This window comes from Malikia spinosa (genome assembly GCF_002980625.1).
GTDB lineage: Bacteria > Pseudomonadota > Gammaproteobacteria > Burkholderiales > Burkholderiaceae_C > Malikia > Malikia spinosa.
Map to the genome: position 1 here is coordinate 13,069 of NZ_PVLR01000008.1, position 23,898 is coordinate 36,966.

The window sequence follows — 23,898 nt, forward strand, 5'->3', positions numbered from 1 at the left end:
GCTGACGCCGATCAGACCTGGCGGTAGACCTCGGCGCCCATCTTGACGAACTCGATCGCCTTGACTTCCATGCCCTTCTCGATCGCCTGCGACTCGGCCAGGCCCTGCTTGGCCGCGAAGTCGCGCACGTCCTGCGTGATCTTCATCGAGCAGAAATGCGGGCCGCACATCGAGCAGAAATGCGCCACCTTGGCCGATTCCTTGGGCAGGGTCTCGTCGTGGAACTCGCGTGCCTTGTCAGGGTCGAGGCCGAGGTTGAACTGGTCGTCCCAGCGGAACTCGAAGCGGGCCTTGGACAGCGCGTTGTCGCGGATCTGCGCGCCTGGGTGGCCCTTGGCCAGGTCGGCGGCATGGGCGGCCAGCTTGTAGGTGATGATGCCGGTCTTGACATCGTCCTTGTCGGGCAGGCCCAGGTGCTCCTTGGGGGTCACGTAGCACAGCATGGCGCAGCCGTACCAGCCGATGGTCGCCGCGCCGATGCCGCTGGTGATGTGGTCGTAGCCCGGCGCGATGTCGGTGGTCAGCGGGCCCAGGGTGTAGAACGGCGCCTCGTCGCACTGCTCGAGCTGCAGGTCCATGTTCTCCTTGATCAGGTGCAGCGGCACATGGCCCGGACCCTCGATCATGACCTGCACATCGTGCTTCCAGGCGATCTGGGTCAGCTCGCCCAGGGTCTTGAGTTCGCCGAGCTGGGCCGCGTCGTTGGCGTCGTAGATCGAGCCCGGACGCAGGCCGTCACCCAGGCTGAAGGCCACGTCGTAGGCCTTCATGATCTCGCAGATTTCCTCGAAATGGGTGTAGAGGAAGTTCTCCTGGTGATGCGCCAGGCACCACTTGGCCATGATGGAGCCGCCGCGGGAAACAATCCCGGTCATGCGGTCGGCGGTCAGCGGCACATAGCGCAGCAGCACGCCGGCGTGGATCGTGAAGTAGTCCACGCCCTGTTCGGCCTGCTCGATCAGCGTGTCCTTGAAGATCTCCCAGGTCAGGTCCTCGGCCTTGCCGTTGACCTTTTCCAGCGCCTGGTAGATCGGCACGGTGCCGATCGGCACCGGCGAGTTGCGGATGATCCACTCGCGCGTCTCGTGGATGTTCTTGCCGGTCGACAGGTCCATCACCGTGTCGCCGCCCCAGCGGATGGCCCAGGTCATCTTGTCGACTTCCTCGTTGATCGAGCTGCCGAGCGCCGAGTTGCCGATGTTGGCATTGATCTTGACCAGGAAGTTGCGGCCGATGATCATCGGCTCGCTTTCGGGGTGGTTGATGTTGTTCGGGATGATGGCGCGACCGCGCGCGATCTCGCTGCGCACGAACTCGGGCGTGATCTCGGCCGGGATCGCGGCACCGAAGTTCTGGCCCGGGTGCTGGCGCGTCAGCAGGCGCGCCATCTTCTCGCCCAGCGGGCCGGTGGCTTTCAGCGAGGCGACATAGTCCTGGCGCTTCAGGTTCTCGCGGATCGCGATGTATTCCATCTCTGGCGTGATGATGCCTTGGCGCGCGTAATGCATCTGCGTCACGTTGGCGCCGGTCTTGGCACGGCGCGGCTTACGCTGCAGCTCGGGGAAACGCAGCTCGTCGAGCTTGGGGTCGGCGGCGCGCTGGCGGCCGAACTCGCTGCTCAGGTCGGTCAGCAGTTCGGTGTCGCCGCGCTCCTCGATCCAGCCCTGGCGCACCGCGGCCAGGCCGGATCGGATGTCGATCTTGGCATCGGGGTCGGTGTAGGGGCCCGAGCAGTCGTAGACATAGACTGGCGGGTTGGGCTCGCCGCCAAAGCCGGTCGGGGTGTCGGACTGCGAGATCTCGCGCATCGGCACCTGCAGGTCGGGGCGCGAGCCCTGCACATAGACCTTGCGCGAGTTGGGCAGCGGCGCGATGGCGGCCGAATCCACCTGGGCGGAGGCGGCGAGAAATTTCTCAGCGGGGGCGTTCATGGGGCGAGTCTCCTGGGCTGTTTTTTGCTCCGAAGGTCGCCCCGGCCGGTGGCGCACCGACAGGCGCAAGGGCCAGTTCGGGCATCCACAAACACAGGGTAAGACAGCTCTTCTTCCGCCGGTATGAACCGGATCAAGTTCGCGGGTTTGGCATTGGCCATCTCAGCCCGCAACATGCGGACACCCCGGAGCAAGCGGCCATTGTAAGCATTGATCGGCCACCGCGGGTGGAGGGTACCGGGCTGGCTGTGGGCCGCTGGGGGAATGCTGCGCAAAATGCCAAAAACCCCGACAATGGCCGTTGAACGTTGCAACAGGAGTACCCGCGCGATGAAATGGTCCTACCTCTGCCTGCTGATCGCGGGCTTGCTGCCGGTGGTCTGCGCCGGCATTGCCAAAGCCGGTCTCAAGGACTACGACAACCACAATCCCCGCGCCTGGCTGGCCCGGGCCACGGGCTTTCGGGCGCGCGCCAATGCCGCCCAGGCCAACAGCTTCGAGGCTTTTCCGTTCTTTGCCTCGGGCGTGCTGCTGGCGCTGCATGCCGGCGTCGATTCGGCGCGAGTGGACGCACTGGCCATGGCCTTCGTGCTGGCCCGCCTGGGCTATATCGCGTGCTACGTGGCCGACAAGGCCACCTTGCGCTCACTGGTCTGGACGGTGGGCATGGGGTGCGTGGTCGCGCTGCATGTTAGTGCGGTGATGGGGGGGTGAGAGCGGGTTACGACCCGTCGAGCCTTCGTATGGATGGCTCATGTGACCGCTTTGCAGCGGGTGCCGTCGTTCGCGTCCCGGATCTGAGTCCACGGTGCGGGGCACGAAGCAGTCATCGACTCATCCGACCGGCCGCCAGCTTCAATGACCGGTCTCGCGGGCGCAGCAGTCATCCAGCCTCGTGGGCAGCGGGTTCAAACCGTCAATTGGCGGTCGAATGTCTGCTGCTCGAAGCTTCGAACTGGCGGTCTCGACCCCTTGCTGCCATGCGAGACTCAATGAGTAGCGACTGCTTGTGGCCAGATTGAAGCCTCCACGGAAGCACGCGTGATTCATACTGACTGGCTTCGAGGCACCTGCAATATTCAAGGGGGAAAAAATGAGCAAAGCAGGCATCCAATCAAACCGCGGAGATGGTTACCAAACTTTTGTTGCGCTTGAATGGGCTTTAACAGTTTTATCAGACCCGGAGTACCAATGGCTCGAAGTTGATTCCGTCACGTGGACGGTAGACGATGTAGTGATTGGAAAAGCAGACGGCAGAAAAATTTGCTGCCAATGCAAAAAGAATCAAACAGCGTTCAAGGCTTGGTCAATAGCCGACTTGAGCGATGAATTGCATAAAGCGAAGAGCCTGCTTGCCAGCGATGGCACGGCATTAGTTCGCTTCTATTCACGCAATAACTTTGGTGACTTGGCAGCGCTGCGCGAATTCAGCACCAGTTATGCCGATGAATCTGCCTACCAAGCCAATCTTGGCATAGCGCACCAAGAGACGGATACACAACTGGAAAAACTACTTGCCCAGCATTCCCCAAAGCTCTCGACTTACACATTTCTGAGTCGAACAAGCTTTGAGGTTAGCCCCGGCCTAGACCGTATGCAGACACTCCTGCACGAACGTCTACGCCGTTTGGCAAGCAATCCTTCAGCGGCTTATAACGCCCTGTGGACACGTCTAGATTGCCTTGGAATGCGATTCAACTGCAATGGTCACAACTCCGCTGCACAACATCGACTCACCAAAGCCGATCTCACAGACCTACTGAATCAAACAGGGTCAATGCTGACTCCATCCGTAGACGTGATGGAAGTTCGCGCTTCATTCCAAAGCACCTCTGCAATTGGTCGTATATGGCGCAGAGACATTAGTAACGAGCGTATTCCAAGCCCGCTGGTCAACGATATCCTCGCAGCGATTGCAGCCAAGCATCGTTCCATCTTGCTGACCGGTTTGCCAGGCTCGGGCAAAACCTGCGTGATGCTTGCCTTGCAAGATGAGTTGGAACGGCTCGCCCAAACCCGCTCAGACTTGCTGCCGCTGTTCATTCAATCACGCGATTTCGCAGACTTTGCCACTGCACAAGACCGCCAAGCTCAAGGGCTATCCAAGCAATGGGTTGGCAAGGTTGCACGCATGGCAGAGGATGCCCATGTTGTGGTGGTCATTGATTCCCTAGATGTTCTGTCCATTGCCCGAGAACATCAAGTATTGACGTATTTTCTGGCTCAAATTGATCAACTCCTTCTGATCCCCAATGTCACCGTCACCACAGCCTGCCGTGACTTTGACCGCCATTACAATCGGCGCATTGCTCAAAGAACGTGGGACAAAGAGTTCACTTGCCAGCCATTGAATTGGGAAACGGAAATTACCCCGCTGTTTGTCAAGCTTGGCATTGACGCTTCCGTCACGGATGCAGCCACATGCGAGTTAATCCGCAATCCGCGTGAACTGGCTTTGTATGTGGAACTGGCGCAGCAAGGCGGCAGCTTCAATGAGGTGACAAGCCAGGCATTAGCACAGCGTTATCTGGCCACGGTCGTTCAATCCAATAGCGCACTGGGAGATGCTGCGATGCAAGCCATCGAGGCCATGGCCTCAGAAATGCTCAGACTGCGCAGTTTGGCGGTGCCCAAGCTGCGATTTTCTGCATCTCAAGACACCCTGAGGACGCTGCTCAGTCACAACGTGCTGATTGAAATGCAGGACGGACAATTGACGTTTGGGCATCAAACCCTGCTGGATGTGCTGGTAATCAGCAGGACAGAGCGGCAAGGTGTGAGTTTGAATGCGTTTATTCAAAACCTGCCGCCAGTGCCTTTTGTGCGACCCAGCATTCGCAGCTTTATCGCGCAATTAGCCACCAGGGATCGACGCGAGTTCCGAAAGCAATTGCGCACCGTTTTGACGAGCACGCACGCTTTCCACATTCGCCGCCTAGTGGCGGAGTCTTTTGCGGAGCAAATTCCTCAGTATGACGACTGGCCATTGATACGCGACCTGCGAGCCACGCATCGTGAAGTGTTTCAGGTGATCTACACCCAAGCAATCCGGCCGGAATGGCACTACTTTTGGCTCAAGCATCTCGTTCCGATGCTTAAAGACTCGCGGGATGTGGACGGACTGACGGCGCATGTGCATCGGGTGTCGCAGTGGAAAAACGACGATGCTGCGGGGGTAGTCGCGTTCTGGGTTGAGGTGCTGACCATGGAAGGTGTAGACAAAGCCCAGTTTGTCCATCCAATGGCACATGGCATCACCCAAATTTACGTCAACCATTCGGTAGCGCTTGAGCCCTTGCTGCTGATCTTGCTCAAGTTACCGCGCCAGGAGCACAGCTTTCTTGGGCATGCGCTTGCACACTGCATGAAAATCTGCAATCTGGATGATGCGGTGTTGTGGCACTACGTTGCGGGAGAAATCAGCGATGAGGACGTGCTTGAATATCACTTTGGCAAGAAGTTGCATTGCCAGCCGCACGAATTTGGTAATAGCCACGACAAGTTTCTTGCAGATCGAATGCAAAAGTCCACCGCTCTACTGGATATGGCCATTGCGTCTGTTGAGCAATGGAGCCAAATCAAGCAATCGCGTTACGGATACACACCTGCAATCTACTGGAGTGGGTTCCTATACGACACGTCTTACAACGACACACACAGCCAAGTCGACTATCGGCATGTAGATGGCGAACGCATTCTGCTGGATGCGGTTGAATCTGCAGTCGTGCACCATGCAATCACTCAGTCCGATTGGTGGCAAAAAAACCGCAAACGTTTAGGCTCCAGCGCCGAAGGTGCGTTACGGTATTTCTCCATCCTCGCATGCACGGCAGCACCAGCAAGCAACCTTGATGTAATTGGGTGCCTGTTACGCGAAAAACCCTTGCTGCAATCAGATCTTTCCTATGAATTGGGTACTCTGATGCAGAGCTCATTTGCGCAGCTTGATGATGCGGCGCAAGATGCGATTCAGGCGCTCATTCTGAGCCTTCATCAGGAAGACGCTGACGATCCGAAATACCGGTCATGGATGCTGAAAAAGCAAGCACAGCTGATTCTCACTATCCCATGCCATCTGCGATCGCCTGCCAGCCAAGAGGTGTTGAATGAATGCGAGAAATCGTTTTACCCTGTTGATCGTCAACCTGACATTGGTATGCGTGGTGGCGCGGTTAGTGCACCTTTTTCTTTTGAAGTGTTTCTTGCTGCGAGCGATAACGCAGTGCTGCGAATATTGGCCCACTACAACGGGTATGACCGGAATTCCTTTGATGATTTTCTAGTGGGTGGAGAGCAAGAAGTTGGCAGGCAATTGCATGAGGCCGCTTCACGTCAGCCAACGCGCTTTTTGCGTCTGTTGCAAATACATTGGGCACAACTCTCTAATCGATTTCGCAATGACATCATGGACGGTGCGGCCACCTATCTGGCTCATCGCCACGGCAACTTGCAAAGCCAAAACGGTTGGGCACCCATCGAGGAGCCAGATGCCGCTGCATTGGCACAGCACATCCTCGATGAGTTGGAAAGACACCCCGCCCACTGGCACTACAACCGAACTGCATCGAACGCGCTGCAAGCCTGTGCACACGTGGTTCAAAACACGATGTCTGCTGAAAGACTGGTGTTCTGGGCCATCGATTTTTTAACGTTTCGGGAACAGAGTTCCATTTCTGGAGACTCCGTCGATTTTCTGACTATCGGCATCAATATGACGCGTGGTCACGTTGTGGAGTCCTTGATGATCATGGCCACTCGACTACACGAAAACAACTTGACTTGGCCTGAATTGCTGGTGCCAACGTTGCGCCAATTTGCCGCCGACGAGCACCCGGCTATCCGCGCCCTGATTCTGAGGCGCTTGCCGTATTTGCAGAGCATTCAACCTGATCTGGGTTGGGAACTGTTCGACCTTGCCATGCAAGAATGTGCTGCCGGGCTTTGGGCTAGGGCCGAGCCTTGTCTGTATTACGCATACCACCAAAAATTTGTCATCGTCGCCCCGTGGCTGAGCCGTCTCTACCGTGATGGTCAAGATACGGAATTGGAAACTTGGGGGCGGATTTCCGCCTTGGCTGCCCTGTCGAAAAAGATTGATTTCTCATCCTTCCTCTCTGAATTGATATCGCGAAACGCCAGTCAGGCTTGGCGTGGCGCAGCGAGCGTTTGGACACACCCTGGCAATATGCAGCAAAACCGCGATCAATGCCTATCAGGTATTCAGGCAGGCTTGAGCGCTTCAAACCCCGATGCTGCTGCTGTAGCGCGCAAATGTAGAAGCCTCTTCAGAGAAAAAACACCGCTTGTTTCAATGCCGGCTGAACTGATCCAGCGTTGCTTTACCGTGCTTGAAGCCGAGACTCAATCCACACAAAGAGAGTTTTATGGATTCGATGCTTGGTTAAACGCCACATCAACTCGTGATCCGATGTCCGCGCTGGAATCCACTGAGATTTATCTGAACTATGTTCGGCGGGTAAATCTCTACCTGTACGACCATGAAAACAATCTCACACAGCTTCTGACCCGCCTCTTTGCACAGGCTGAAGAGCAGGAAGAATCAGACGGGGGGGCCATGCTGCAACGCGTGGTTGCGGTGCAGGATACGTTACTGGCTTTGGGAGTGAATGGAGTGAATGATTGGCTGAAGGATGCAGAGCGACCATGATGAATCTATCCTGAAGTAGTCTTCCATGATGAGCATTCATGTAGTGTTGGATGTTGGCTGTTTGGCAATGGGTTGCGTGGACGCTAGGTCTCCTTCGGGTCGAGAGCGCCAGTTCTTCCATGGCGTGAGCGGTCATTCCTGATATTTCCGCTTGTCTTCCTCGCCGAGCGACTAGTCTATGCCGTAGATCGGTCACCTGAGAGTCAGCATGGTGAACGACCGTTTTCTGTGCCGCGCAGAGCCGCTGTCATCAAATTCGAGTGGCTGCAACCAGCCTAAACCGGTCCGCCGACCGTCAGCGCTGGTAGAACACCACCCCGACCCGGTCGATATGCTCGCGCAGCGCGGGGTTGTCGATCTGGGCGTAGAGCGACAAGTCGATCATGTAGGGCAGCAGCAGGTCGTCGAGTTCGTCCATCAGGCGCAGCAGGTCGCGGTAGGTCAGCGCATCGCCCTTGAGGGTCAGGTCGATGTCCGAGCCCCGTTTGTAGTTGCCCTTGGCGCGCGAGCCGTACAGCAGCGCCTGCTTGACCGCCGGGCAAGCCGCCAGCACCTGCTGTATCGCCTGCACGGCCGCTGCCGGCAAGCCGGTGCGTGCGGCCAGATCGTTCATTCGGCGTCCTGCAGGCTTGCCAGGGCGGAAAAACGTTCAGCCAGCGCGACAAAGGCGGGGTAGAAGCGCGTCAGCGTGTCCTGCTCGATGTTTTCCGCCACCTCCTGGTTGTAGGTGTGCGAAGTCAGGTTGCGCGCCTTGATCATGTCCATCCAGGCCTGGCCGTCCTCGATCAGGCCGTTCTGGAACGCGCTGCGCGTGGCGTCCCGGGAGCCGATCAGGTCACTGAGCCCTTGCGCTTCCAGATAGTCCTTCAGCACCTTCCAGCCCAGTTCGTGGGTGAACTCGAAGCTCTGGATCAGGCCTTGCTTTTCCAGCCGGCTCAAGGGACGCTGATGCGCCAGCTCGATCGCCTCGGTCAGTGTCTGCAGCGCCTTGCCGTAGTTGTGAAAGCGCTGCTTCCAGCGGATGTCGGGGGAGTTCATGCCGCTAGCGTGCCTTCAGGGCACCAGCACCGTCGGCACCGCCTCGGCCAGCAGCTCGGGGTAGTCGCGGCTGAAGTGCAGGCCGCGGCTTTCCTTGCGTGCCTGGGCCGAGCGCACGATCAGGTCGGCCACCTGCAGCAGGTTGCGCAGCTCCAGCAGGTCGCGCGTGACATGGTAGTGGGTGTAGAACTCGCGGATCTCGGACTGCAGCAGCGCGATCCGGTGTGCTGCGCGCTCGAGCCGTTTGTCGGTGCGCACGATGCCGACATAGTCCCACATGAAGCGGCGCAGTTCGTCCCAGTTGTGCGACAGCACGACCTGTTCGTCGGCGTCGATCACGCGGCTGTCGTCCCAGGGCTTGATCGCCGGGATCTCCGCGCAGGCTTGCGAGGCCATGTCGGCGACCGCCGCGCGTGCGAACACCATGCACTCGAGCAGCGAGTTGCTGGCCAGCCGGTTGGCGCCATGCAGGCCGGTGCAGCTGGCTTCGCCGACCACGTACAGGCCGGCCAGGTCGGTGCGCGCGTTGAGGTCGGTCACGACGCCGCCGCAGGTGTAGTGCGCGGCCGGCACGACCGGAATCGGCTCCTTCGTGATGTCGATGCCGAGCTCGGCGCAGCGCGCCAGGATGTTGGGGAAATGCTCGCGCAGGAATTCCGGGCTCTGGTGCGAGATGTCGAGGTAGACGCAGTCCAGGCCATGCTTCTTCATCTCGAAGTCGATCGCGCGCGCCACCACGTCGCGCGGCGCGAGTTCGGCGCGTTCGTCATGCGCCGGCATGAAGCGAGTGCCGTCGGGCAGCTTGAGCAGGCCGCCTTCGCCGCGCACCGCCTCGCTGATCAGGAAGCTCTTGGCGTCGGGGTGGTAGAGGCAGGTCGGGTGGAACTGGATGAATTCCATGTTGCCGACCCGGCAGCCGGCGCGCCAGGCCGCCGCGATGCCGTCGCCGGTCGCGGTGTCGGGGTTGGAGGTGTAGAGGTAGACCTTGCCGGCGCCGCCGGTGCACAGCACGGTGTGCGGCGCGACGAAGGCCTCGACCTCGTCGGTGTCCTCGTTGAAGGCGTAGGCGCCCAGGCAGCGGCGTTGCGAACCAGCGCTGTCCGCGCCGCCCACGGCATGCTTGTCGCTCAGGATCAGGTCGGCCAGTACATGGCTCTCGAACACCTGGACGTTGGGCGCCAGCCGCACGCGGTCGATCAGCGTGTGCTGGACCGCGGCGCCGGTGGCGTCGGCCGCATGCACGATGCGGCGGTGGCTGTGGCCGCCCTCGCGCGTCAGGTGCAGCTCGCCGTCGTGCTGGGTGAACTGGGTGCCCATCGCGCGCAGCCAGGCGATGGCCTCGGGCGCGTGCTCGACCGTGAAGCGGGTCGCGCCCGGGTCGCACAGGCCGGCACCGGCGACGAAGGTATCCTGCACATGGGCCTCGAAGCTGTCGTCGTCGGCCAGTACGGCGGCGATACCGCCCTGGGCCCAGCCGCTCGAGCCGTCGGCAATCGTGCGCTTGGTCAGGATGGCCACTTGCAGGTGGCTGGGCAGCAGCAGGGCGGTGCTCAGGCCGGCCAGTCCGCTGCCGACGATGACGACGTCGAAGCGGCGGGTGGTGGTGGCGGACGGGTGTGAGGTGGCGTTCATGGTGGCAAGCTTCAGGCCGGCGTATAGGCCAGCCGGACATAGATGGGGGCGAAGGCTTCGGCTTGGGTGATCTCGATCAGGGTTTCCTTGGCCAGTTCGAGCATCGCGATGAAGGTCACGACCAGCACCGGCACGCCCTGGTCGAGTTCGAACAGTTCGGCGAACTCGACGAAGCGCCGGCCCTGCAGCCGGCGCAGCACCAAACTCATGTGCTCGCGCACCGAGAGCGCCTCGCGGCTGATCCGGTGATGCTGCACCAGCTTGGCGCGGCGCAGGATGTCGCGCCAGGCCTGCTGCAGCTCGCTGGCGGCCACGTCGGGCAGCCGCAGCTGTTGCGCCTGCTCGACATGGACCTGGGCGGCCAGAAAATCGCGTCCGAGCTGTGGCGCCTGGGCCAGCTGGCGCGAGGCGATCTTGATCTGTTCGTATTCGAGCAGCCGGCGCACCAGCTCGGCGCGCGGGTCCTCGACTTCCTCGCCGGCGGCGGCCTGGCGTTGCGGCAGCAGCATGCGCGACTTGATCTCGATCAGCATCGCGGCCATCAGCAGGTACTCGCTGGCCAGCTCGAGGCTGCGCGCGCGCACCTGCTCGACATAGCCCAGGTACTGGCGCGTGAGCTCGGCCATCGGAATGTCGAGGATGTTGAAGTTCTGGCGCCGGATCAGGTACAGCAGCAGGTCGAGCGGGCCCTCGAAGGCGTCCAGGAAGATCTCGAGCGCGTCCGGCGGGATGTAGAGGTCGGTCGGCAGCGCGAACAGCGGCTCGCCATACAGGCGTGCGAAAGCCACCGGATCGACCGGCTCGAGAAGTTCAAGAGCTCCGGTCGGCCGGTCGGCCAAGGGATCGGTCAGCGGTTCGTCCAGGGTGGGCGTGTCGTTCATTCAGGCCCGCGCTGGAGTTCAGCGCAGTGTCGGTTCGGTCTGGTAGACGTAGGGTTGCTGCTGGACGCGGCCTTCATTGGCGTCGGCATTCCAGTCGCGGTCCACGCTCTGCTCCCACAGCAGGGCGCGGCCTTCGCGTTGTTGCGCGTCGAGTTCAGGCCGCTTGGCCTTGAGCGATTCGATGAACTGCGTGGCTTCGGAGGTGTAGTGGGGGCGTGCGAAGAGGCTCATGTCAGTATCGGACCACGGTGTGAAAAATGGGATTTTACCCAGCGGCCCGCTGCCTGGGCCAGCTCGGGTTTCAACAGCAGGTGCGCAGCCGCACGGACAGGCCCGAACGCAGCAGCAGGTCGCGCGGTTGTTCGTTCAGATGCAGGATATCGAGCCTGCCGCCACGGCGCTCGAGCGCCTCGACCAGCTGCTCGAGCGCATCGACGCCGGTGGTGTCGAGCGCGACCAGTCGGGTGGCGTCCAGGCTCACATCGAGCTGGTCCGGGCCGGATTCGACGGCGGCCAGGATCGGGTCGATCTTGGTCACGGCGCCGAAGAACAGCGAGCCGTAGAGCTGGTAGCTCAGCAGCCGCTCGGTGCGCGACACCAGCTCGGCGCTGAACAGGCTGCCCTGGCGCCGCACGAACAGCAGGCAGGCCAGCACCAGGCCGAGCTCGACCGCCAGCGTCAGGTCGAACACGACCGTGACCAGGAAGGTCGACAGCAGCATCAGGCGGTAATGCGGGCTGAACTGCTTGAGGCGCGCGAACTCGCGCCACTCGCCCATGTTCCAGGCCACGAACAGCAGCACGCCGGCCAGCACCGCCAGCGGCACATGGCTGGCCAGCGGTGCGGCCAGCAGCACCACCAGGGCCAGCGCCAGTGCATGGACGATGCCGGCCAGCGGCGAGCCGGCACCGGCACGGATGTTGGTGACGGTACGCGCGATGGTGCCGGTCACCGGCATGCCGCCGAAGAATGGCACGACGAAGTTGGCCACGCCTTGCGCCATCAGCTCCTGGTTCGGGTCATGCTTGGCGCCGGGGCGCAGCTGGTCGGCCACGCGCGCGCACAGCAGCGACTCGATCGCGCCCAGAGCGGCGATCGTCAGCGTCGGCGTCACCAGCTGCTTGACGCTGGTCCAGCTGAAGTCGGGCAGGGCCAGGGTCGGCAGGCTTTGCGGGATGCCGCCAAAGCGCGAGCCTATGGTCTCGACCGGCAGCTGCAGCACCCAGGCCGCCAGCGTCAGCGTGACCAGCGCGACGATCGGGGCTGGCAGGCGCGAAGTCGCGCGCAGCGCGCTGGCACCCTGCAGCCGTTCGAGCTGCAGCCGGAACGCCGATTCGCTGGCCCAGATCCGGGGCCAGACGAACAGTCCGACCACGCAAAGCGCCCCGAGCCCGAAGGCATAGGGGTTGAGGCTGTCGAGGTGGCGCCAGAGGGTGGCGATCTGGCTGAAGAAGTCGGCCGGCATCTTGTCGACTTGTAGGCCGAGCAGGTCGCGCAGTTGCGACAGCGCGATCAGCACCGCGATGCCGTTGGTGAAGCCAATCACCAGGCTGACCGGCACATAGCGCACCAGATTACCCAGCTTGAGCAGTCCCATCAGGAACAGCAGCACCCCGGCCGCAGCGGTCGAGATCAGCAGGCTGCCCAGGCCGTGGCGCTCGACGATGCCGTAGACGATCACGATGAAGGCGCCGGCCGGGCCGCCGATCTGCACCGAGCTGCCGCCCAGCAGCGACACCAGCAGGCCGCCGATGATCGCGGTCCACAGGCCAGCCTCGGGCTTGAGGCCGCTGGCAATCGCGAACGCCATCGCCAGCGGCAGCGCGACGATGCCGACCGTCAGGCCGGCGCCGGTGTCCCGCGCCAGTTGCGCGCGGTCGTAGCCGCGCAGGTCGTCAAGCAGTCGGGGGCGGAAGCGGGCAAGTGGCGGCAGGTTCATACCCCCTCACTTTAAACCCTGCCGCCCTCGTGGTCACTTGGGGTTTGTCAGTGGATGCGCATGCCCGGCTGCGCGCCCGGCCAGGGTTGCAGCACATGGATGCCGGGCTGGGCCTTCTCGTCGGCGTGGCTGGCGGCCAGCACCATGCCCTCGCTGACGCCGAACTTCATCTTGCGCGGCGCCAGGTTGGCGACCATCACGGTCAGCTTGCCGATCAGGTCCTCGGGCTGGTACATCGAGGCAATGCCGGAGAAGACATTGCGCATCCGGCCCTCGCCGACATCGAGCGTCAGGCGCAGCAGCTTGGTCGAGCCTTCGACCGGCTCGCAGTTCTCGATCCGCGCGATGCGCAGGTCGATCTTGCTGAAGTCGTCGATGCTGATGATCGGCGCGATTTCCTCGCCGCCCGGGATCAGCTTTTCCGGCTCGGGGGCGGCCGGCGGCTCGAACAGGGCTTCGAGCAGCTTGATGTCGACGCGCTGCATCAGGTGCTGGTAGCTGCCGATCACATGGCCGGCACCCAGCACCCGGGTCGCGTTGTCGAAGTCCAGCGGCGCGCATTGCAAGAAGGCCTCGACATTGGCGGCCAGCGCCGGCAGCACCGGCTTCAAGAGCGCGGTCAGCACGCGGAAGGCCTCGACGCAGGTGCTGCAGACATCCTGCAGCCGCGCTTCCATGCCTTCCTTCTTCGCCAGCTCCCAGGGCTTGTTGGCGTCGACATACTCGTTGACGCGGTCGGCCAGAGCCATCACCTCGCGGATCGCCTTGCCGTATTCGCGCTCGGCGTACAGCTCGACTATTGAGCCAACGGCGGTTTGCAGGTGATCGAGCAGGGTCTCGCCATCGGGCGACACGGCCGCGAGCTGGCCGCCGAAGCGCTTGGACAGGAAACCGGCCGCGCGCGAGGCGATGTTGATGTACTTGCCGACCAGGTCCGAGTTGACGCGGGCCGCGAAGTCGTCCGGGTTGAAGTCGACGTCCTCGTTGCGGCTGTTGAGCTTGGCCGCCAGGTAGTAGCGCAGCCACTCGGGGTTCATGCCGAGCTTGAGGTATTTCAGCGGATCGATGCCGGTGCCGCGGCTCTTGCTCATCTTCTCGCCGCCGTTGACGGTGATGAAGCCGTGCACATTGACCTGGCTCGGCGTCTTGCGGCCGCTGAAATGCAGCATCGCGGGCCAGAACAGGGTGTGGAAGTAGGTGATGTCCTTGCCGATGAAGTGCACCTGCTCGACCGCCGGGTCGGCGATGTAGCGCTCGTAATCGACGCCGATCTTGCCCAGATAGTTCTTCAGCGAGGCCAGGTAGCCGATCGGCGCGTCGAGCCAGACATAGAAGTACTTGCGCGGCGAACCCTCGGGCAGGTCGGGGATCTCGATGCCGAAGTAGGGCGCGTCGCGGCTGATGTCCCAGTCGCCCAGGCCGCCGTTGCCTTCCTCGTCCTTGGCGAACCATTCCTTGATCTTGTTGAGCACCTCGGGCTGCAGCCGGCCGGACTCGGAAGTCCAGTTCTCGAGGAACTCGATGCAGCGCGGGTCGCTGAGCTTGAAGAAGTAATGTTCGGAAGTGCGCAACACCGGCGTTGCGCCCGACAGCGCCGAGTAGGGGTTCTTCAGCTCGGTCGGCGCGTAGACCGCGCCGCAGCTCTCGCAGCTGTCGCCGTACTGGTCCTTGGCGCCGCATTTCGGGCATTCGCCCTTGATGAAGCGATCCGGCAGGAACATGCTCTTCTCGGGGTCGAAGAACTGCTCGATCGTCTTGCTGCTGATCAGGCCGTTGGCCTTCAGGTCGCGGTAGATCTGCTGCGCGAGTTCATGGTTCTCGGGGCTGTCGGTCGAGCTCCAGTTGTCGAACCTGACGTTGAAGCCGTCGAGGTACTGCGCGCGGCCGGCCGCGATGTTGGCGACGAACTCTTGCGGCGTGATGCCGGCCTTCTCGGCCGCGATCATGATCGGCGCGCCATGCGCGTCGTCGGCACCGACGAAATGCACCTCGTGGCCCTGCAGGCGACGCAGGCGCACCCAGATGTCGGCCTGGATGTACTCCATGATGTGGCCGATGTGGAAGTTGCCGTTGGCGTAGGGCAGGGCGGTGGTGACGAAGAAGCGGCGATTCTGACTGGGCATGCGGTTTGAACCTGTCGGCGTTGACTAAGCCAATGATTTTATCGGTGCGCGCGCCGCCATTGCCCTGGTCCCCGCTGGGGACATGGGTATCGGGGTCTGATGCCGCTTGCGGGCACAATGAGTCCCATGTTCAGCTGGAGAAAAAACTTGGCCATCGACCAACAGGCGCTGCTGGCAGCGCTGCAAACCGTCACCGACCCCAACACCGGCAAGGACTTCGTGTCCACCAAAGCCTTGCGTCACCTGCAAGTCAAGGGCGACAGCGTCGCCTTCGAGGTCGAGCTTGGCTACCCGGCACAAAGCCAGATCCCGGCGCTGCGCGAGGCGCTGGTCCAGGCCGCGCGCGGCGTCGCCGGCGTCGGCAATGTCTCGGTCGCGCTCCGCACCGTGGTGACCGCGCACGCGGTCCAGCGCGGCGTGGCGCTGCTGCCGGGTGTCAAGAACATCATCGCGGTCGCCTCCGGCAAGGGTGGCGTCGGCAAGAGCACCACTGCCGCCAACCTGGCCCTGGCGCTGGCCGCCGAGGGCGCGCGCGTCGGCATCCTCGACGCCGACATCTACGGCCCGAGCCAGCCCACCATGATGGGCATCACCGGCCGCCCCGAGAGCCTGGACGGCAAGCTGATGGAGCCGCTGCAGAACTACGGCGTGCAGGTCAACTCGATCGGCTTCCTGGTCGACAAGGACGAGGCCATGATCTGGCGCGGCCCGATGGCGACCCAGGCGCTCGACCAGCTGCTGCGCCAGACCAACTGGAGCGACCTCGACTATCTGATCGTCGACATGCCGCCCGGCACTGGCGACATCCAGCTCAGCTTGAGCCAGCGCGTGCCGATCACCGGCGCCGTGATCGTGACCACGCCGCAGGACATCGCGCTGCTTGATGCGCGCAAGGGCGTCAAGATGTTCGAGAAGGTCGGCGTGCCGATCCTGGGCGTGGTCGAGAACATGGCGGTCCATGTCTGCTCCAATTGCGGCCATGTCGAGCACCTGTTCGGCGCCGACGGCGGCCAGCGCATGGCGACCGAGCTCGGCCTCGACTACCTCGGCGCGCTGCCGCTCAAGCTGCAGATCCGCGAGCAGGCCGACAGCGGCTGCCCGACCGTGGTCGCCGACCCGGACGGCGAGGTCGCCGCGCTCTACAAGGCGGTCGCGCGCCAGGTCGCGGTCAAGGTGGCCGAGCGGGCCAAGGACTTCTCGTCCAAGTTCCCGACCATCACGATCTCCAAGAACAGCTGAACCATGCCGACCGGCGCGCCAAACCGGGTCGAAGTTGCCGTCGTGATGCGGCGCGAGCCCGTCAGCGGTCCGATGAGCCGCTGGCAAAGCTGGCGCTGGCTGCTGGCTGATGTGCTGACTGGCGAGGCGCTCGCGGCGCTGGACCTGCCGGCAGCGGCCGGGCCGCTGCCGCTTGAGCCCGCAGCCGGCGAGCGGGTGGAGCGGGACCAAACGGATCAGGCCAGTCACTGGCTCTACCCGGGCCTGGCGCTCGAGCTGCATCCCGACGACCTTGAGGGCTATTACCTCAACCTGAGCTCGCCCCAGCCCTGCTGCTGGGTCATGTGGCGTCCCGACGAAGCGGTCTTGCCTGACGGTGCGCCCGCCCCGCTGCCGCAGATCGCGACCCTGAGCTACCACGATGCCGGCCGCTGGCTCGACGCGCAGGAGCGGGTCGAGCAGGTGCCGGCACCGGCGGCCGTCATCGCCTGGCTGGCGGCCTATGTCGAATCCCGCTACCGGCCCGAGCCCAAGCGCCGCCAGCGGCCGGCCAGCTTCCAGTCGCTGGCCGACCGTTTCGGCAATCCGGTCAGCATCAGCACCGGGGAGCGCCGCCGCCGTGGCGGCGACGCCGCATGACGGCAGAGTCCGACGGCTTCCTGGGCCGCTGGGCCAGGCGCAAGTCGCAAGCGCGCTCCGGCGCGCCGCTGCCGCCCGAGCCGGAATCCTCATCACCTGTATCCCCTGCAACTCCCGCTGCGCCTGCGGGTCGGCCCCCGGTCCAGCCTTCGAGCTCGGGTTTCGCACCATCGACCCCAAGCGGCCTTGCTGCCGATCCCGACGCCTTGCCCGGATCTGCCGGGCCGGCTGGACAGGTCGAGCCGGCCGCGCCAGCGCCGTCCCCGCCCAAGCTGCAGGACGCGCAGCAGCTCACGCCGGCCTCCGACTTTCGGCCTTTCGTGGCGCGCGCGGTCGCGCCCGAGGTCCGCAATGCTGCCTTCAAGCAGCTGTTCACCGACCCGCATTTCAATGTGATGGACGGTCTCGACATCTACATCGACGACTACTCCAAGCCCGACCCGCTGCCGCTGGCGGTCGCGCGCGAGCTGCTCGCGGCGCATTTCCCGCGTTCGCCAGTGGCGACCGAGAGCACCGCCGCAGCAGCGCCGAACGCCGCAACAGCGCCAAGGCCAGCGCCAGGGCCGGTTGCCGAAGCGTTGGCCCCCAGCGCCACCCCAGCCAGTGCCGCCACCCGACCCGAGTCCGAGACACCCGCCAGCGCGGTCGCGCCCGGACCCGAAGTTCCCGCAACGGCTCAGCAGCCTTCCGATCCCGCACCATGACCACCCTGATCTGCAACTGCAACCGTACCCTCCCGCTCGACGCGCCGGCCCTGGGTCGCGCGCTGGGCGAAACCCTGGTCGAGCACAGCACCCTGTGCCGCCGGGAGGCGCCGGCCTTCCAGCGTGCAGTCAGGGATGGCAGCCCTGAACCCTTGCTGGTCGCCTGCACCCAGGAGCGCCGCCTGTTCACCGAACTGGCGGCGCAGACCGAGGGAGCGCCGTCGCCCGAGTTGCGTCCGATCCGCTTCGTCAACCTGCGCGAGACCGGCGGCTGGGGCCGTGAAGGCAGGCAGGCCACCCCGAAGATGGCGGCGCTGCTCGCGCTGGCCCAGCTGCCCGACCCCGATCCGGTGCCGACCGTGAGCTTTCGCAGCGAGGGCCGGTTGCTCGTGATCGGACCGCTCGAGCGCGCTGAGGCGCTGGCGGCCCGGCTCGATGACGCGCTCGAGCTGACCCTGTTCGCCACCGGCGGCGCCGGACGCCAGGAACGGCGCCACCCGGTGCTGGCCGGCCAGCTGCAACGCCTGAGCGGGCGGCTCGGCGCCTTCGAACTCGAGTGGAGCGCCAACAATCCGATTGCGCTCGACCTCTGCACCCGCTGCAACGCCTGCGTCGATGCCTGCCCCGAAGGCGCGATCGGCCTTGACTACCAGATCGACCTGCAGGCCTGCAGCGGCCACCGCGACTGCGTGCGCGTCTGCGAGGCCGCTGGCGCGATCGATTTCCAGCGCGCGCCGCAGTCCCAGAGCGAGCGCTTCGACTTGGTGCTGGACCTGCGCGAGACCCCTGCCTTCAGCCAGCACCAGAAGCCGCAGGGCTATTTCCACCTGCCACCCCGGGCCGATGCCGAGACCCAGCTCGCCGCGCTGCTGAACCTGCGCGACCAGGTCGGCGAGTTCGAGCAGCCGCGCTTCGTCCAGTACCAGTCGCGCCTGTGCGCGCACGGCCGCAACGGCAAGACCGGCTGCAGTGCCTGCATCGACATCTGTTCGGCCTCGGCGATCTCGAGCCGCAGCAGCGGCCCTGACAAGGCGCGGGCCCAGATTCATGTCGACCCGCACCTGTGCGCCGGCTGCGGCGCCTGCAGCACGGTCTGCCCGAGCGGGGCGCTGTCCTACAGCTACCCCAGCCTGGCGCACCAGGGCGACAAGCTGCGCCGCCTGTTGTCCACCTATGCGCGTGCTGGTGGTCGCGATGCCGTCCTGCTGCTGCACAGCGATGAGGCCGGCAGCCGTCTCATCGACGACTGGGGCCGCGCGGCCCGGCTCGACCGCAGCCTCAACGGCGTGCCGGCGCGCGTGCTGCCCTGGCCGCTGCGCCATGTCGCCAGCCTCGGGATCGAGTTCTGGCTGTCTGCGGTGGCGCAGGGTGCCAGCCAGGTCTGGCTGCTGACCACAGACGCCGAGGCGCCGGACTACTTGCGCGCGCTGCGCGAGCAGCTTGAAGTCGCTCAGTCGCTGCTGACCGGACTGGGCTATGCCGGCGAGCATTTCCGCCTGCTGCAGGCGCGCGATGCGCGCGACATCGCCGCGCTCGACGCCGAGGCCAGGGTTGCACCGGCGCAGGGCGTACGCGAGCCGGCCCGCTTCGCGCTGCAGGCCGACAAGCGCGCCACGCTCGAGATGGCGCTCGAGCATCTGCAGCGCCAGGCGCCGCGCTCGCCGCTGCTGCCGAGCGCGATCGCGCTGCCGCCCGCCGCACCGCTCGGCTCGGTACGCGTCGATGCCGATGCCTGCACGCTGTGCCTGAGCTGCGTCAGCGCCTGCCCGGCCGGCGCGCTGCAGGACAACCCCGGCCAGCCCCAGCTGCGCTTGATCGAGAAGAACTGCCTGCAATGCGGCCTGTGCGCGCGCACCTGCCCCGAGCAGGCGATCACGCTCGAGCCGCGCCTGCTGCTCGATCCGAGCCGGCGCGAGCTGCGCGTGGTCGCCGAGCAGCCGGTGTTCCGCTGCATCCGCTGCAGCACCCCCTTCGGCACCGAGCGCGGCATTGCCGCCATGATCGCGCGGCTCGGCGCGCACCCGATGTTCCAGGGCACCGCCGCCGACCGGCTCAAGATGTGCGGCGACTGTCGCGTCATCGACATCCATACCGGGGCCGAGTCCCGCATTACCGACCTGTGAGCGCCGCGATGAACGACTTGCCCCTGTCCTCCGCCCTCGACGAGGAAACCGCCCGCGCCGAGCTCTACGGCCTGCTGGCCGCGCTGTTTTATGCGCCGCCCGCGCCCGAGCTGCTGGCGCAACTGCGCGTGGCTCCGACCGAGGCGCCCAGCGCCGGCGCCTACCTCGAGGAGCCCTGGCGCGCCCTGGTCGGTGCCGCCCGCGCCGCCAGTGACGCCGCGATCCAGGACGAGTTCGATGCGCTGTTCGGCGGTGTCGGCAAGCCGGTGGTCAGCGTCTACGGCTCCGAGTACCTGAGCGGATTCCTGAACGAGAAACCGCTGGCCGCGCTGCGCGACGACCTGGCCCGGCTCGGCCTGGCGCGCGACGCCGGCATGCCCGAGACCGAGGACCATTTCGCCTGCCTGTGCGAGGTGATGCGCTACCTGATCGCGGGCGACGAGGTCGAGGTCTGCAACCTGACCCAGCAGCAGGCCTTCTTCGCGCGTCATCTGCAGCCCTGGAGCGAGCGCTTTTGCGATGCGATCGCCGCCCGGCCGCAGCAGCCCTTCTATGCGGCGCTGGCCGGTTTCACGCGCGCCTTCATGGCCATCGAGGCGCAGGGCTTCGACCTGCTCGACTGAGAGCCAACTCCCAGCCGGCCAGCCGGCTTTGTTGCACTGCAGGATTGCAGCCGCTCCGGGTAGGCGTTAAAGTGACATATGGGTGTCGTGCATATGTGTGGACACAGTCGTTGCAGCCGTGCAGGCTGTCGGAGAACAATATGAAAACCGATTCCTCCACTCCTGGCCTGAGTCGCCGGCGCTGGTTTGCCGGTGCTGGCACGGTGGGCGCCGTCGCGGCCGTGGCCGCCGTCCTGCCCGCGACCGGGCTGATCCCGAAGGACGCTGTCACGTCCGATCCGGCCAAGCCCGAGCCGAGCGGCTACCGGCTCTCGGCCCATGTCCAGCGCTACTACCAGACCACTCGTCTCTGAGCTGGCTCCCTTCCGCAGGCCTGAGCAGGCCCTTATTCACGGGCGAGGTGATTCCATGATGTTGACCCGAAAGACCACTCGCGGCGCCAGCGGCGCAGCTTTCAATGGCGGCGCCCTGGTGCAGCGCCTGCAGCACGGCCTGGCGCAGGCCTTGCCGACCATGGACCGGCGCGGTTTCCTGCGCCGCTCCGGCCTGGGTGTGGGGGTCGGCCTGGCGGCTGGCCAGCTCAGCCTGGTGCGCAAGGCAGAGGCCGCCGCCGATGCCAAGACCGACGGCGCGCGCAAGATCGAGGTGCGTCGCACCGTTTGCAGCCACTGCTCGGTCGGCTGCGCCGTCGATGCCGTGGTCGACAACGGCGTCTGGGTGCGCCAGGAGCCGGTGTTCGACTCGCCGATCAACCTCGGCGCCCATTGCGCCAAGGGCGCTTCGCTGCGCGAGCATGGCCACGGTGAATACCGGCTGCGCTACCCGATGAAGCTGGTCAACGGCAAGTACCAGCGCATCAGCTGGGACCAGGCGCTGACCGAGATCTCCGACCGGATGAAGGCCTTGCGCGCCGCCAGCGGCCCCGACAGCGTCTACTTCATCGGCTCGTCCAAGCACAGCAACGAACAGGCCTATCTGCTGCGCAAGTTCGTCAGCTTCTGGGGCACCAACAACTGCGACCATCAGGCGCGCATCTGCCACTCGACCACGGTCGCCGGCGTTGCCAACACCTGGGGCTACGGCGCGATGACCAACTCGTACAACGACATGCAGAACAGCAAGGTCGCGTTGTACATCGGCTCGAACGCCGCCGAGGCACACCCGGTCTCGATGCTGCACATGCTGCACGCCAAGGAGCATGGCTGCAAGATGATCGTGGTCGATCCGCGCTTCACCCGCACCGCGGCCAAGGCCGACGAGTATGTGCGCATCCGTTCCGGCTCCGACATCCCGTTCCTGTTCGGCATCCTGCACCATATCTTCAAGAATGGCTGGGAAGACCAGGCCTATATCAAGGACCGGGTCTGGGGCATGGACAAGGTGCGCGACGAGGTGTTGTCCAAGTGGACGCCCGACAAGGTCGAGGAGGCCTGCGGCGTCAAGGAGGAGCAGGTGCTGCGCGTCGCCACCATGCTGCACGAGCACCGTCCCGGCACCGTCGTCTGGTGCATGGGCCAGACCCAGCACACCATCGGCAACGCCATCGTGCGGGCGTCCTGCCTGCTGCAGCTCGCGCTGGGCAACATCGGCAAGAGCGGCGGCGGCACCAACATCTTCCGCGGCCATGACAACGTGCAGGGCGCGACCGACGTCGGCCCGAACCCCGACTCGCTGCCTGGCTATTACGGCCTGGCCGAAGGTTCCTGGAAGCATTTCGCGGCCGCCTGGGGCGTCGACTACGAGTGGATCAAGGCCCAGTACGCCGAGGGCCAGATGACCAAGCCTGGCATCACGGTCTCGCGCTGGATCGACGGCGTGCTCGAGAAGAACGAGCTGATCGACCAAGGCCCGAACCTGCGCGGTGTCTTCTACTGGGGCCATGCCCCGAACTCGCAGATGCGCGGCCTCGAGATGAAGCGCGCGATGGACAAGCTCGACCTGCTGGTGGTGGTCGATCCCTACCCTTCGGCCACTGCGGCGATGGCGGCCATGCCGGGTGACGCCGCCGACCTCAATCCGGACCGTGCGGTCTACCTGCTGCCGGCGGCGACCCAGTTCGAGACCAGTGGCTCCTGCACCGCGTCCAACCGCTCGCTGCAGTGGCGCGAGAAGGTGATCGATCCGCTGTGGGAGAGCCGCAGCGACCACATGATCATGTACCAGCTGGCGCAAAAGCTCGGCTTCGACCAGGAGCTGGTCAAGAACGTCAAGCTGCAGCAGGTCAAGGGCCAGGACGAGCCGGTGATCGAGGACATCCTGCGCGAGATCAACCGCTGCGTCTGGACCATCGGCTACACCGGCCAGAGCCCGGAACGGCTGAAGGCGCATATGCGCAACATGCACGCCTTCGACGTCAAGACCCTCAAGTGCAAGGGCAAGGTGGTCGATGCCGAGACCGGCTATGACCTGAGCGGCGACTATTTCGGCCTGCCCTGGCCCTGCTACGGCACGCCCGAGCTCAAGCACCCCGGTTCGCCCAACCTGTACGACACCTCGCAGCATGTGATGGAGGGCGGCGGCAACTTCCGCGCCAACTTCGGCGTCGAGAAGGACGGCGTCAGCCTGCTGGCCGAGGACGGCTCGCACTCGAAAGGCGCCGACATCACGACCGGCTACCCCGAGCTCGACCATGTGCTGCTCAAGAAGCTGGGCTGGTGGGACGAGCTGACCGATGCCGAAAAGGCCAAGGCCGAGGGCAAGAACTGGAAGACCGACTCCAGCGGCGGCATGATGCGCGTCTTCATGCAGAACCATGGCTGCCACCCGTTCGGCAACGCCAAGGCACGCGCTGTGGTCTGGAACTTCCCCGATGCGATCCCGCAGCACCGCGAGCCGATCTTCGGCATCCGCCCCGACCTGGTCGCCAAGTACCCGACCCATGACGACCAGAAGAACCGCTGGCGCCTGCCCATCCTCTACAAGTCGCTGCAGCAGAAGAACGTCGAAGAGAAGCTGCACGAGAAGTTCCCGCTCATCATGACCTCGGGCCGCTTGGTCGAGTACGAGGGCGGTGGCGAGGAAACCCGCTCGAATCCCTGGCTGGCCGAGTTGCAGCAGGAAATGTTCGTCGAGATCAACCCGGCCACGGCGGCCGCGCGCGGCATCCGCAACGGCGGCCGGGCCTGGGTCACCAGCCCGACCGGCGCCCGGCTCAATGTGCAGGCATTGGTGACCGAGCGCGTCGCGCCCGACACCGTGTTCCTGCCTTTCCACTTCTCGGGCCGCTGGCAGGGCAAGGACCTGCTCGAGCATTACCCCGAGGGCGCGCACCCGATCGTGCGCGGCGAGGCGGTCAACACCGCGACTGGCTATGGTTATGACATCGTGACCATGATGCAGGAAACCAAGACGCAGATCTGCAACGTCGAAAGGGCATGAA

General features: G+C 64.3%; 17 protein-coding genes and 1 riboswitch. Of the genes, 9 read left to right on the top strand and 8 right to left on the bottom strand.

Features of this window, described 5'->3' with window-relative positions:
• Positions 1–11: 11 nt before the first annotated feature.
• Entirely contained in the window at positions 12–1,931 is a 1,920-nt protein-coding gene (thiC, locus tag C6P61_RS03275; protein ID WP_105728508.1) for a phosphomethylpyrimidine synthase ThiC, read from the bottom strand.
• A gap of 93 nt (positions 1,932–2,024) precedes the next feature.
• Positions 2,025–2,129: riboswitch (TPP riboswitch) on the bottom strand.
• Positions 2,130–2,261: 132 nt separating this feature from the next.
• Between thiC and C6P61_RS03280 the strand changes: the two genes are divergently transcribed.
• Both C6P61_RS03280 and C6P61_RS03285 read left to right on the top strand, forming a co-directional pair.
• Positions 2,262–2,645 carry an MAPEG family protein gene (locus C6P61_RS03280; RefSeq protein ID WP_105728509.1) on the top strand — a complete coding sequence of 128 codons (384 nt, stop codon included), beginning with the start codon at positions 2,262–2,264 and terminating at the stop codon, positions 2,643–2,645.
• Positions 2,646–3,024: 379 nt separating this feature from the next.
• Complete coding sequence (locus C6P61_RS03285; RefSeq protein ID WP_105728510.1) at positions 3,025–7,599, top strand: AAA family ATPase; 4,575 nt, start codon at positions 3,025–3,027, stop codon at positions 7,597–7,599.
• 295 nt (positions 7,600–7,894) lie between these two features.
• Here the strand turns inward: C6P61_RS03285 and C6P61_RS03290 are convergent, their stop codons facing one another.
• The 7 genes from C6P61_RS03290 to metG all read right to left on the bottom strand — a co-directional run bounded on the left by C6P61_RS03290 (position 7,895) and on the right by metG (position 15,212).
• Positions 7,895–8,212, bottom strand: a complete 318-nt coding sequence (locus C6P61_RS03290; RefSeq protein WP_105728511.1) for a nucleotidyltransferase domain-containing protein — start codon at positions 8,210–8,212, stop codon at positions 7,895–7,897.
• Positions 8,209–8,637 carry a nucleotidyltransferase substrate binding protein gene (locus C6P61_RS03295; RefSeq protein ID WP_105728512.1) on the bottom strand — a complete coding sequence of 143 codons (429 nt, stop codon included), beginning with the start codon at positions 8,635–8,637 and terminating at the stop codon, positions 8,209–8,211. The genes C6P61_RS03290 and C6P61_RS03295 overlap by 4 nt, the downstream gene beginning before the upstream one ends.
• A 15-nt stretch (positions 8,638–8,652) precedes the next feature.
• Positions 8,653–10,269, bottom strand: coding sequence for an L-aspartate oxidase (nadB, locus tag C6P61_RS03300; RefSeq protein WP_105728513.1), 1,617 nt, complete (start codon positions 10,267–10,269; stop codon positions 8,653–8,655).
• A gap of 11 nt (positions 10,270–10,280) precedes the next feature.
• The gene (locus C6P61_RS03305; RefSeq protein WP_105728514.1) at positions 10,281–11,150 is read right to left on the bottom strand and encodes a segregation and condensation protein A; all 870 of its coding nucleotides are present in this window, start codon (positions 11,148–11,150) and stop codon (positions 10,281–10,283) included.
• 18 nt (positions 11,151–11,168) lie between these two features.
• The gene (locus tag C6P61_RS03310; protein WP_105728515.1) at positions 11,169–11,381 is read right to left on the bottom strand and encodes a DUF3460 family protein; all 213 of its coding nucleotides are present in this window, start codon (positions 11,379–11,381) and stop codon (positions 11,169–11,171) included.
• 70 nt (positions 11,382–11,451) lie between these two features.
• Positions 11,452–13,089 (bottom strand): SulP family inorganic anion transporter, encoded by a 1,638-nt coding sequence (locus C6P61_RS03315; RefSeq protein WP_105728516.1) that lies wholly within the window; start codon positions 13,087–13,089, stop codon positions 11,452–11,454.
• Positions 13,090–13,136: 47 nt separating this feature from the next.
• A complete protein-coding gene (gene metG / locus C6P61_RS03320) occupies positions 13,137–15,212 on the bottom strand; it encodes a methionine--tRNA ligase (RefSeq protein ID WP_105728517.1) in 2,076 nt (691 codons plus the stop codon).
• A 126-nt stretch (positions 15,213–15,338) separates the two neighbouring features.
• Here metG and apbC point away from each other — a divergent pair, with 126 nt between their 5' ends.
• From apbC to C6P61_RS03355, 7 genes are all read left to right on the top strand, one after another.
• Entirely contained in the window at positions 15,339–16,451 is a 1,113-nt protein-coding gene (gene apbC, locus C6P61_RS03325; RefSeq protein WP_416338643.1) for an iron-sulfur cluster carrier protein ApbC, read from the top strand.
• Between the two features lie 3 nt (positions 16,452–16,454).
• On the top strand, positions 16,455–17,069 hold the full coding sequence (locus C6P61_RS03330; RefSeq protein ID WP_105728518.1) for a DUF3305 domain-containing protein: 615 nt from the start codon (positions 16,455–16,457) through the stop codon (positions 17,067–17,069).
• Entirely contained in the window at positions 17,066–17,773 is a 708-nt protein-coding gene (locus C6P61_RS03335; protein ID WP_105728519.1) for a DUF3306 domain-containing protein, read from the top strand. The genes C6P61_RS03330 and C6P61_RS03335 overlap by 4 nt, the downstream gene beginning before the upstream one ends.
• Positions 17,770–19,896, top strand: coding sequence for a 4Fe-4S dicluster domain-containing protein (locus tag C6P61_RS03340; RefSeq protein ID WP_105728520.1), 2,127 nt, complete (start codon positions 17,770–17,772; stop codon positions 19,894–19,896). Before C6P61_RS03335 ends, C6P61_RS03340 begins: the two co-directional genes overlap by 4 nt.
• A gap of 8 nt (positions 19,897–19,904) precedes the next feature.
• Complete coding sequence (locus C6P61_RS03345) at positions 19,905–20,519, top strand: TorD/DmsD family molecular chaperone (protein ID WP_105728561.1); 615 nt, start codon at positions 19,905–19,907, stop codon at positions 20,517–20,519.
• A 140-nt stretch (positions 20,520–20,659) separates the two neighbouring features.
• Complete coding sequence (locus tag C6P61_RS03350) at positions 20,660–20,872, top strand: formate dehydrogenase (protein ID WP_105728521.1); 213 nt, start codon at positions 20,660–20,662, stop codon at positions 20,870–20,872.
• Positions 20,873–20,927: 55 nt separating this feature from the next.
• Positions 20,928–23,897, top strand: a complete 2,970-nt coding sequence (locus C6P61_RS03355; protein ID WP_105728522.1) for a formate dehydrogenase subunit alpha — start codon at positions 20,928–20,930, stop codon at positions 23,895–23,897.
• Position 23,898 lies beyond the last annotated feature (1 nt).

Excerpts from the sequence above, each read along its gene's own strand:
- thiC (WP_105728508.1), bottom strand. The coding sequence starts at position 1,931 with ATGAACGCCCCCGCTGAGAAATTTCTCGCCGCCTCCGCCCAGGTGGAT.
- C6P61_RS03280 (WP_105728509.1), top strand. The coding sequence starts at position 2,262 with ATGAAATGGTCCTACCTCTGCCTGCTGATCGCGGGCTTGCTGCCGGTG.
- C6P61_RS03285 (WP_105728510.1), top strand. The coding sequence starts at position 3,025 with ATGAGCAAAGCAGGCATCCAATCAAACCGCGGAGATGGTTACCAAACT.
- C6P61_RS03290 (WP_105728511.1), bottom strand. The coding sequence starts at position 8,212 with ATGAACGATCTGGCCGCACGCACCGGCTTGCCGGCAGCGGCCGTGCAG.
- C6P61_RS03295 (WP_105728512.1), bottom strand. The coding sequence starts at position 8,637 with ATGAACTCCCCCGACATCCGCTGGAAGCAGCGCTTTCACAACTACGGC.
- nadB (WP_105728513.1), bottom strand. The coding sequence starts at position 10,269 with ATGAACGCCACCTCACACCCGTCCGCCACCACCACCCGCCGCTTCGAC.
- C6P61_RS03305 (WP_105728514.1), bottom strand. The coding sequence starts at position 11,150 with ATGAACGACACGCCCACCCTGGACGAACCGCTGACCGATCCCTTGGCC.
- C6P61_RS03310 (WP_105728515.1), bottom strand. The coding sequence starts at position 11,381 with ATGAGCCTCTTCGCACGCCCCCACTACACCTCCGAAGCCACGCAGTTC.
- C6P61_RS03315 (WP_105728516.1), bottom strand. The coding sequence starts at position 13,089 with ATGAACCTGCCGCCACTTGCCCGCTTCCGCCCCCGACTGCTTGACGAC.
- metG (WP_105728517.1), bottom strand. The coding sequence starts at position 15,212 with ATGCCCAGTCAGAATCGCCGCTTCTTCGTCACCACCGCCCTGCCCTAC.
- apbC (WP_416338643.1), top strand. The coding sequence starts at position 15,339 with ATGTTCAGCTGGAGAAAAAACTTGGCCATCGACCAACAGGCGCTGCTG.
- C6P61_RS03330 (WP_105728518.1), top strand. The coding sequence starts at position 16,455 with ATGCCGACCGGCGCGCCAAACCGGGTCGAAGTTGCCGTCGTGATGCGG.
- C6P61_RS03335 (WP_105728519.1), top strand. The coding sequence starts at position 17,066 with ATGACGGCAGAGTCCGACGGCTTCCTGGGCCGCTGGGCCAGGCGCAAG.
- C6P61_RS03340 (WP_105728520.1), top strand. The coding sequence starts at position 17,770 with ATGACCACCCTGATCTGCAACTGCAACCGTACCCTCCCGCTCGACGCG.
- C6P61_RS03345 (WP_105728561.1), top strand. The coding sequence starts at position 19,905 with ATGAACGACTTGCCCCTGTCCTCCGCCCTCGACGAGGAAACCGCCCGC.
- C6P61_RS03350 (WP_105728521.1), top strand. The coding sequence starts at position 20,660 with ATGAAAACCGATTCCTCCACTCCTGGCCTGAGTCGCCGGCGCTGGTTT.
- C6P61_RS03355 (WP_105728522.1), top strand. The coding sequence starts at position 20,928 with ATGATGTTGACCCGAAAGACCACTCGCGGCGCCAGCGGCGCAGCTTTC.